A 9306-nucleotide genomic window follows, 5' to 3' on the forward strand; every position below is an offset into this window, starting at 1 on the left:
CGGCTCGCTCACCCGGACATCCCTTTCAGGAGTAACACAGTGGCCACCGACGAATCCAACTTCACGCAGGTCTTCCGCGGCTACGACAAAGACGAGGTGGACAAGGCCTTGCAGGACCTGCGGCGCGAGCTGATCAAGTCCAACACCCAATCGGCCGACCAGTCCAAGGAGATCAAGCGCCTCCAGGTGCGCATCGACGAGCTCACCGCCGAGATCGAAGAGGTCGGCAGCCCGACGTACTCCGGGCTGGGCACCAAGCTCGAGAACACCCTCCGCGTCGCCGAGGAGCAGTCGACCCGGCTGATCGCCCAGGCCGACATCGATGCCGACAAGCTGCGCGCGGGCGTCAGCGCCGAGGTCGAGAAGATCAAGAAGACCGCCGCGCAGCAGGCCGAACGCGTCCTCGCCGACGCGCAGGCCCGCGCGACGACGGCGATCGAAGACGCACAGATCGAATCGGCCGAACTTCTCGCACGCACGCGGGCCGACAAGGAGACGCTGCTCACCGACGCGATGCGCGAGGCTGCGGCGATCCGCGGCGCCGTGGCGACCGAGGCGGCGGAGCTGCGGGCCACCAGCAAGCGCGAAGCCGCCGCGGTCCGCGCGGAGGCCGACCGCGAAGCGGCGGAGCTGAAGGCGGTCGCGCTCCGCGAGGCGGAGGCGGCACGCGCCGAGACAGCGGAACTCGACCGGACCATCGCCGCCCGCCGCAGCGAACTCGAGAACGCCCTCGCCGCCGACCGGGCCGCGTTCGAGCGCGAGGCCGCGCAGACGCGCCTGGAGCTGGACAGGAAGGTGGCGGAGACGGCGGACCGGCTCGCCGCCGAACAGACCGCCGCCCGTGACGCCCTCGCCGCCGAGATCGCCCAGGCGCGGGCAGAGCTCGCCGACGAGGTCGAGCGGCAGCGTGCCGCGCTCGCGGCCGAAGCCGCACAGACGCGTGCCGACCTCCAGCACGAGGACGCGACCGCCCGGCAGGCGCTGGCGGACGACGTCGAACGGACGACGACCGCACTCGCCGCCGAGGTGGAGCAGACCAAGAGCGCCCTTTCCGCCGAGGTGGAGCAGACCAGGGCCCGTCTGGCCGACGAGGTGACCTCCACGAAATCGGCCCTCGCCGACGAGGTCGCCCGCACGACGAGCGAGCTCGCCGACGAGGTGACCCGCACCAAGTCGGCCCTCGCCGACGAGGTGACCACGACCAGGGCGCAGCTGGAGGCGGACGTCACGGCCGCGCGCTCGCAGCTCGACACCGATGTCACCACCACGCGTTCCGCCCTCGCGGAGGAGGTGGAGCGCACCAAGAAGCAACTGGCCGACGAGGTCCTCCAGACCCGGACCACCCTGGAGCGCGAGACCACGGAGACGCGCGCCGGACTCGAAGCCGACCGGATCTCGACGGCGGCGGCGCTTGCGGCCGACCGTGAGCGCACGGCGGCCGAACTCGCGACGCAGGTCGAGAACACCCGTGCCCAGCTCGCCGCCGACCGTGAGCGCACGGAGGCCGAACTCGCCGACACGGTCGCCACGACCCGCGCCGATCTCGCCGCAGAGGTGGAGAGCACACAGGCGGCCCTGGCCGCAGACGTCAAGCGGACGCAGACGGCGCTCGCGAAAGAAGTGGAGAAGACCCGCACCCAGCTGGCCGCCGACGTCGAGAAGACGCGGGCGGAACTCGCGACGGAAGTCGAGACCGTGCGCGCGGAGTTGGCAGACGAGGTCGAGACCACGCAGACCGCGCTCGCCGCCGAGGTCGAGACCACGCGCTCCGAGCTCGCCGCCGAAGTCGACGCGCAGCGCAAGGAGCTCGACGCCGAGGCGACGCGCCTCCGCGCCGAGCTCGCGGCCGAAGTCGGCGCTGCCAGGGCCGAGCTCGCCGAAGAGCTCGCCACCGAGCGCAGCGCGCTCGCGGCGGAGGTCGCCACCACGCGCGCGCAGCTCGCCGCCGATGTCGACCAGACCGCCGCCCGCCTGGCCGCCGAGAAGGAGCAGACGTTGTCCGCTCTGGAGACCGAGGTGGTGACCACGCGGGCGGCGCTGGAGGCCGAGGTCGAGCAGACGAAGTCGGCGCTCGCCGCCGAGGTCGAACAGACCAAGTCGGCCCTCGAAACCGAGGTCACCACCACGAAGTCGGCGCTCGCCGCCGAGGTCGAACAGACCAAGTCGGCCCTCGAAACCGAGGTCACCACCACGAAGTCGGCCCTCGCTGCCGAGGTCGAACAGACCAAGTCGGCCCTCGCTGCCGAGGAGGAGGAGACGCGTTCGCGGCTCGCGGACGACCGGGAGCAGACGCGCAGCTCTCTCGAAGCCGAGGTCAAGCGCACGACGGCCGAACTCGCCGATCAGCGGGCGACGACCGAGCAGGAACTGAAGAACGCCCGCGAACAGCAGCGACTCGAACTCGAGCGGGAGGCGGAGCAGACGCGCGTGACCCTGGCCGAGGAGACCGAGCGCGCCCGCCTGGCCCTCGACGCCGAAACCGCGAGGGCCCGTGCCGAGATCGCCCGCGAGGCCGCAGAAGCTCGAACCGCGCTCGACGCGGAACTCGCCGAACGACAGGCCGCCTTCGACCAGGAGGACGCCACCGCCCGCGCGGCGCTCGACGCCGAGCTCACGGCCCTCCGCACCGCCACCACGGCAGAGCTCGACAAGCGCACCCACGAGATCGAGCAGGCGAGGATCGACCTCGACGTCGAACTCCGCGCTCGGCGGGACGAGGCCGAGAAGGAATACCTCAGCAGGCACCAGGAGGCCGTCGCCCAGACCCAGAAGTATCTGGACGAAGCCAACGTGCAGCTCGCCGACGCCGTCAAGCGCACCGCCCAGGCCCGCACCGAGGCCGAGACGTTCGACACCGAGGCTCGCGAGACGGTGAAGGCCGCGCGCAAGGAGGCCGAGAAGGTCGCCGCCGGAATCGTGCGCGAAGCCCAGGAGCGCGCCGACTCCCTCATCGAAGAGGCGGAGGAGCGCACGCAACGCCTCGTCGCCGACGCGGAGGAGCGCCTGTCCCAGATTAGGATTGAGCGCGAGGCCGTGGCCGGGTACTTCGAGAACCTGCGGGGTATGCTCCAGCAGGCCGACAAGGTGTCAGCCGACGACTGACCTCCGGCCGGCCCGGAGGGGCCGGCTGCGGAGGGGAACCCAGTGAAGATCCAGAACGCGTTCCGCGTGGGACTGATCGGCACGCTCGGCGTGGGCCTCGGGGTCCTCATCCTCACGTCGATCGTCAGCCTGGCCACGATCATCACCTACATCGGCGCCGCGCTCTTCCTCGCGCTCGGAATCGAGCCCTCGATCGCGTTCCTCGAGCGACGCAAGTTCCCGCGCTGGCTGGCGCTTGTCCTGACGCTGGTCGTCATCCTCGGGCTGTTCGTCGCCCTGATCTGGGCCATCGTGCCGGTCGCCGTCGGGCAGGCGACCCAGTTGGTCAACAACACGATCAATTGGGTGAACAACGGTGGCGCCGAGTCCTGGTTCCTCAGCCTCCAGCACCAGTTCCCGACGATCGTCAACCAGCAGAACATCAACGCGGTGACCGACTGGCTCCAGAAGAACCTCCCCGACATCACCTCCAAGGTGCTCCAGACGGGCATCGGCATCGTGCAGGGCGCGTTCGGCGTGATCATCGTCGTCATCCTCACGATCTACTTCACGGCCTCGCTGCCCAGCATCAAACGCGCCGCCTATCAGCTCGTGCCGGCCTCCCGCCGCTCGCGTTTCGCCGACCTGGGCGACCAGATCACCGACTCCGTCGGCAAGTACGTGATGGGTCAGGTCTCCCTCGCCCTGGTGAACGGCGTGCTCAGCGCGATCTTCCTCACGATCATCGGAGCGAAGTTCCCCATCCTGCTCGCCTCGATCGCATTCTTCTTCTCCCTGATCCCGCTCGTCGGAACGATCACCGGCTCGGTGATCATCGTCGCGGTCTGCTTCCTGTCCGGTACGCCGACGGCGATCGCCGCCGCGATCTACTACATCGTCTACATGCAGGTGGAGGCATACGTCCTCAGCCCGCGCATCATGAACCGCGCGGTGGCGGTGCCCGGCGCGCTGGTGGTGGTGGCCGCCCTCGCCGGCGGCACGCTGCTCGGCATCCTCGGCGCCCTGGTCGCCATCCCCTTCGCCGCGGCCATCCTGCTCATCATCAAGCAGGTGGTCATCCCCCGCCAGAACGAGCTCTGACCGGTCTCTTCCGGCCGGACGGATCCGACTCTCAGGCCGGCGACCACTCGGTCGGCAGCGGCAGCGCTGCCGGATTGAGCCGCTCGACGACCTCGTCGAGCACCCGCCTCGTCTGGTTCTCGCCCACCCAGAGGTGCTTGCCGCCCTCAACATCGACGAGTTCGATCTGCGGCAACGGCCGGAACCGCTCGGCCGCCTCCGCCGGCTTGAGATAGTCGTCGTGCTCCGGGATGAGCGCGACGATCGGCCGTTCGTCGCCGGTCCAGGCGGCGAGATGCTCCGGCTTGGCGCGGTGCAGCGGCGGCGAGAGCAGGATGACGCCGTCGACAGGGAACTCTCTGCCGTACATGAGCGCCAGCTCGGTTCCGAACGACCAGCCGAGGAGCCACGGGTGCGGGAGGCCGCGCTCCGCGACGAACTCCATCGCCGCCTCCACGTCGTAGCGCTCATCGACACCGTGGCCGAACTCGCCCTGGCTGCGTCCTCGCGGCGACGACGTGCCCCGCGTGTTGAAGCGCAGCACCGCGATGTCGGCCAGGGCGGGCAGCCGCGCCGCGGCCTTTCTCAGGATGTGCGAATCCATGAAACCGCCCGCCGTCGGCAGCGGGTGGAGAGTGACCAGCGTTGCCACCGGCTCGCGGTCCAGCGGGCTCGCGAGCTCGCCGACGAGGCTGAGGCCGTCCCTGGTGCGCAGCTCGATGTCCTCCCGGCGCGCGGGCAGCTCGACGCCGCCCCGGATCTCCGTCGGTGCGTCGGTCACAGCAGGCTCTCCTTCATCCGTCACGCGATCTTCCAGCAGGTGTTGTGCCAGTGCCGACGGGCTGCGAGATCCGCCGAGTCACCCAGCACACCGTCGGCGCGCCAGGTGACGAGATGGGCGACTCCCGGATCGATCTCGCGACCGCAGCCGGGACACACGTAACTCTTCTGCGCCTGCTGCGCCGACACCGGCTGCACGTTCCATTCCACGCCACGACGGACCTCGACGCGCTTCCAGCCCGCGAGCAGTCGGTCGAGGCCGTCCCGCTCCTCGTCACGCTGCTCGCCATGACGGCGGCGGGGACGATTGCTGCGTGGCACTCCCCCAGTCTATGCAGAGCTCGGGTGTCACCCGCCGCCCCGCGCGCAGTACCATCGCCGCATGAGCGACGAGGCTCGCAACACCGACGCCCTCGCGGCCCAGCTGCTCGCCACCGAGCACTGGAGCCTCCTCGCGTCCCGCAGCACCACGCAGAATGAGGTCCTGACCCGGATCAGCATGCTGCTGACGCTCATGTCGGCGGCGCTGGTCAGCATCGCACTCGTGGGCCAGGCCACCTCGTTCGCGGGCATCTTCCCCGCGTTCGCCGACGCGCTGCTCGGCCTGGTCGTGATCGTCGGAGTGTTGACCCAGGTCCGTGTGACGAACGTATCGATGGAAGACCTCATGTATGTGCTCGCGATGAACCGCCTGCGCGCACAGTACGTCCGGCTCGCCCCGGAGGTCGCTCGCGGTCTGTTCGCCTCCGCGCACGACGATCGGGACGGCGCGAACCGCACCTACTACTTCCTCGGGCGCCGCGGCCGGAGCCAGGTCATCGGCAGCAGCATGATGTTCACCTTCGTCGTCAACGGCGCGCTGTTCGGCCTGTTCCTCGGCGTCGTGCTCGCGACGAACGGAGTGGACGTCGCGCTGTCGTGGGTCGTCGGGCTCGTCTGCGCGATCGCCTACGTCGCCGTCTCCCTGTGGCTGGGCGCGCGGATCTACTTCCGGTTCTGGCGCGAGTACACGCCGCACCATCCCGGTACGACCGGGGAAGCGGGCGAGTGACGGAGGGTCAGTACCAGCCGGTGGACTGGGAGTGGCTCCACGCGCCGCACGGGTTGGTGTAGCGACCCGCGATGTAGCCGAGACCCCACGAGATCTGCACGGAGGCGTCCGTCTGCCAACCCGGGCCCATCTTGCTCCCGGGAAGGGCCTGCGGGATGCCGTAGGCACCGCTGGGGTTGGAGGCGTTCACGCGCCAGCCGGACTCCCTGTTCCAGAGCGCCACCAGGCAGCTGTACTGGTCGTCGCCCCAGCCGCGGGCCTGCACCATCTGGTAGGCGATCGCCTTGGCCGTGCCCGGGTCGGGAATCGGGGCGGACGGAGCGCTGCTGGAGCCCGCACGGCTCGACGACGACTTGGTCGCCGTGGGGGTGGGCGTCGGGGTCGGCGTCGGCTTGGGCTTCACGCTCAGCACGTCGCGGGTCACCGTGGTGGCCGAGGCGTCGGGAGCCGTCAGACTCTGAACCGGTGCATCGCCGTAGCGCGAGGTCTGGTCGATGTTCTGCAGCGCGTCCGCGTATGCCGGAGTCGCGGCGCTTCCCGAGTACGGGTCGACGACATTGACGAGGGCGAACCCCACGGCGGCGGTGAAGGCGAACCCCCAGATGGCGGCGCGCGACCGGATGTGCGGGCGCCGCGAACGCCGGAACGCGACTCCGACCGGGTTGGCAGGGGTCAGCGGAACGATTTCTGCTGTTTCTCGTCTACCCACGATCACAGAACCACAACGAACAATTCACGAGTTTCCAAGGAGAGACACCCTTACTCAGGCAATGACCAGGCTCAGCGGACCGCGAGCATCACGTCCGTGACGCTGTCGAGAAGCAGGTCCACCTGCGCTTCACGGTACCCCCCGCGCTGCTCGCGGAACGTCACCGTGCGCACCTCCTCCACGCTCATCGGCCGGCCGTCCTGGAAGTACTTGACGAGCCGCCCGGCGAAGCGATCGACGTCTTGGCGGTTGTAGCCGAGCGTGAGCAGGCTGACCCGCTGGAACCGCTGGCCCACGGGTCGCTCGAGGCGGTCGAGGATCGCCTGCGCTGTCGTGCGCGCCTGTTCGAACCACTCCGCATCGCTCGCGGCGCTGCGGGCCGCCTCACGCTCACGTGCGGCGAAAGCGTCCTCCAGGCGCTCGAGTGCTGCGTCGACGTGCGATGTCGAGTAGCCGCCCTTGGCCATCGAGAACGCGGTGTGCCGGATGTCGGAGGCGGTCAGCTTCGCACCGGACGACGGGTCCGCATCGTAGGCGACACGCGCATTCATGAGGAAGTCGTCGACCTGATCGACGTCGTATCCGAGCTTCGACTTGGGGCTCCGGGGAAAGGTGCTCACACAGCCATTGTGTCAGGAGAAGATGAGGAAGAGCACGTAGGTGGCCGCCGCCGACGGCAGGATGGAGTCCAGCCGGTCGAGGAAACCGCCGTGCCCCGGGAGCCACGAGCTCATGTCCTTGATGCCCAGGTCGCGCTTGATCAGCGATTCCGCCAGGTCGCCCGCCGTGGCCGTCAGCAGGGCCACGAGGCCGAAGACGATGCCGAACCACCACGGTTCGCCGATCATGAAGAGCGAGACCAGGACGCCCGCGACGATCGCGGCGACGGCCGCGCCGGCGAACCCCTCCCAGGTCTTCTTGGGGCTGATCGTCGGCGCCATCGGGTGCCGCCCCCACGAGAGTCCGCTCGCGTAGGCTCCGGTGTCGACGGCGACGACCACGATCAGGAACGCGAGCACCCACCATTCGCCGCCGTCTTCCGCGAGCAGCAGGATCGCGAACGACCCCAGGAGCGTCACGTACATCTGGACGAGGACGCTCCAGGCGAGGTCTCGGGCCAGCGCCGTACCACCGGCACGCCGGGCCGGCAGAGCCGCCTCCTCCACGAGCCGCCACACCACGACCAGCAGGATGCCCGCCGCCAGCGCGACCAGCTGACCGCCCGCGTGGAACCAGAACGTCGCCGGCACGATGGCCAGGGAGGCGACGACGGTCGGGATGCGCGGGACACGGCGCCCTGCACCGCGGAAGGCCTGCGTGAGCTCGAATGCTGCGAACCCGATCATCGCAGCACCGAAGACCAGGAACAATTCTTTGATGAAGATCAGGCTCACGATGAGAAGCGCGCCTGCCACGAGCCCGATCAGGATCGCCAGGATCAGATTCCGGCCGGTGCGGGCGGCGATACGCTCGTTCGTCGCGTCGAGCTGGGCCTTCCTGGCCAGAACCTGACGCTCGAAGTCGGCACGGGTCGCCTGCACCTGGGCGCGCAACTCCGCGCGCGCTGCCGCTTTCCCCCGTCTGCCCGACTCCGGCGCGCGGGGCGTGCCGGGGCTGCTCCCCTCGCTCATTCAGACCTCGAGGAGTTCTGCTTCCTTGCGCTTGAGCGCCTCGTCGACGGCGTCGACGTGCGTACGGGTGAGCGTCTCGAGCTCCTTCTCGCCGCGAGCGACCTCGTCGTCCCCGACCTCACCCTTGAGGGCGTCGAGTTCGTCCTTGGCCTTGCGGCGGATGTTGCGGATGGCGACCTTGGCGTCCTCGCCCTTGCCGCGCACGATCTTGACGAACTCCTTACGACGGTCCTCGGTGAGCTCGGGCAGCGTCACGCGCACGATCTCGCCGTCGTTGCCGACGTTCGCGGAGAGGTTCGGCATTGCGACGATCGCCTTCTCGATCTCCTTGAGGGCGGACTTGTCGTACGGGGTGACGAGCAGGACGCGCGCCTCCGGGTTCTGCAGCCCGGCCAGCTGAGCAAGCGGCGTCGGCGAGCCGTAGTAGTCGACCAGCACCTTCTGGAAGAGGGCGGGGTTGGCACGCCCCGCACTCACCGTGCCGAAGTCGTCCCTCGCCGCGTCCACGGTCTTGCTCATGCGCTGGCGGGCGTCGGAAAGCACATCGGCGATCACGGTTTCTCCTTCAGATCGGTGAGTCGATGTCTAGTCTAGGGCCAGGGCGCGGGACGGCCCGTGCACGTGACCGGAGCCCCGGCGTCGTCGAGGCTCGTTCGAAAGCCGGCCTCAGCCCAGCAGGGTGCCGATCTCGGCGCCGAGGAGCGCGGCCGTCACGTTGCCGGCCGGTTCGATGCCGAAGATGCGCATCGGCATCCCGTTGTCCATGCAGAGGCTCAGCGCGGTGGAGTCGACGGCCTTGAGTCCCTGCTGCAGGGCGTCCTGGTGGCTGATCTGCTCGATCTTGCGCGCATCCGGGTTGGTGCGCGGATCGTCGTCGTACATCCCGTCGACGCCGTTCTTGGCGACGAGCACCACGTCCGCGCTGATCTCCAGCGCGCGCTGCGCGGCGACGGTGTCGGTCGAGAAGTACGGGA

The 9306-nt window shown here is 69.4% G+C and carries 9 protein-coding genes and 1 pseudogene; 3 read left to right on the top strand and 7 right to left on the bottom strand.

Annotated features, from left to right (window positions below):
• Positions 1–39: 39 nt before the first annotated feature.
• Both Q0Q23_RS06420 and Q0Q23_RS06425 read left to right on the top strand, forming a co-directional pair.
• Complete coding sequence (locus Q0Q23_RS06420; RefSeq protein ID WP_295121091.1) at positions 40–3102, top strand: DivIVA domain-containing protein; 3063 nt, start codon at positions 40–42, stop codon at positions 3100–3102.
• Between the two features lie 42 nt (positions 3103–3144).
• Positions 3145–4182 (top strand): AI-2E family transporter, encoded by a 1038-nt coding sequence (locus Q0Q23_RS06425; RefSeq protein ID WP_295121094.1) that lies wholly within the window; start codon positions 3145–3147, stop codon positions 4180–4182.
• A gap of 31 nt (positions 4183–4213) precedes the next feature.
• Here the strand turns inward: Q0Q23_RS06425 and Q0Q23_RS06430 are convergent, their stop codons facing one another.
• Positions 4214–4942 (bottom strand): alpha/beta hydrolase, encoded by a 729-nt coding sequence (locus Q0Q23_RS06430; protein ID WP_295121097.1) that lies wholly within the window; start codon positions 4940–4942, stop codon positions 4214–4216.
• Positions 4943–4962: 20 nt separating this feature from the next.
• Positions 4963–5262, bottom strand: coding sequence for a hypothetical protein (locus tag Q0Q23_RS06435; RefSeq protein WP_295121101.1), 300 nt, complete (start codon positions 5260–5262; stop codon positions 4963–4965).
• A 61-nt stretch (positions 5263–5323) separates the two neighbouring features.
• On the opposite strand from Q0Q23_RS06435, the gene Q0Q23_RS06440 reads away from it, so the two are divergent.
• Positions 5324–5992, top strand: a complete 669-nt coding sequence (locus Q0Q23_RS06440) for a hypothetical protein (RefSeq protein ID WP_295121104.1) — start codon at positions 5324–5326, stop codon at positions 5990–5992.
• A gap of 7 nt (positions 5993–5999) precedes the next feature.
• Here Q0Q23_RS06440 and Q0Q23_RS06445 read toward each other — a convergent pair whose 3' ends face one another.
• From Q0Q23_RS06445 to pyrH, 5 genes and pseudogenes are all read right to left on the bottom strand, one after another.
• The gene (locus tag Q0Q23_RS06445; RefSeq protein ID WP_295121107.1) at positions 6000–6701 is read right to left on the bottom strand and encodes a lytic transglycosylase domain-containing protein; all 702 of its coding nucleotides are present in this window, start codon (positions 6699–6701) and stop codon (positions 6000–6002) included.
• Positions 6702–6772: 71 nt separating this feature from the next.
• Positions 6773–7321: a DivIVA domain-containing protein gene (locus tag Q0Q23_RS06450; RefSeq protein WP_295121110.1), complete on the bottom strand. Its 549-nt coding sequence runs from the start codon at positions 7319–7321 to the stop codon at positions 6773–6775.
• A 12-nt stretch (positions 7322–7333) separates the two neighbouring features.
• Complete coding sequence (locus tag Q0Q23_RS06455) at positions 7334–8332, bottom strand: phosphatidate cytidylyltransferase (RefSeq protein WP_295121113.1); 999 nt, start codon at positions 8330–8332, stop codon at positions 7334–7336.
• Complete coding sequence (gene frr / locus Q0Q23_RS06460; protein WP_295121116.1) at positions 8333–8887, bottom strand: ribosome recycling factor; 555 nt, start codon at positions 8885–8887, stop codon at positions 8333–8335.
• 111 nt (positions 8888–8998) lie between these two features.
• Positions 8999–9306 (bottom strand): annotated as a pseudogene (pyrH, locus tag Q0Q23_RS06465) (UMP kinase); the annotation flags it as partial.

Source organism: uncultured Leifsonia sp. (assembly GCF_945957465.1).
Lineage (GTDB): Bacteria > Actinomycetota > Actinomycetes > Actinomycetales > Microbacteriaceae > Leifsonia.

Bases quoted from the DNA above. Each gene is read 5' to 3' on its own strand.
- Q0Q23_RS06440 (WP_295121104.1), top strand. From the start codon at position 5,324: ATGAGCGACGAGGCTCGCAACACCGACGCCCTCGCGGCCCAGCTGCTC.
- Q0Q23_RS06455 (WP_295121113.1), bottom strand. From the start codon at position 8,332: ATGAGCGAGGGGAGCAGCCCCGGCACGCCCCGCGCGCCGGAGTCGGGC.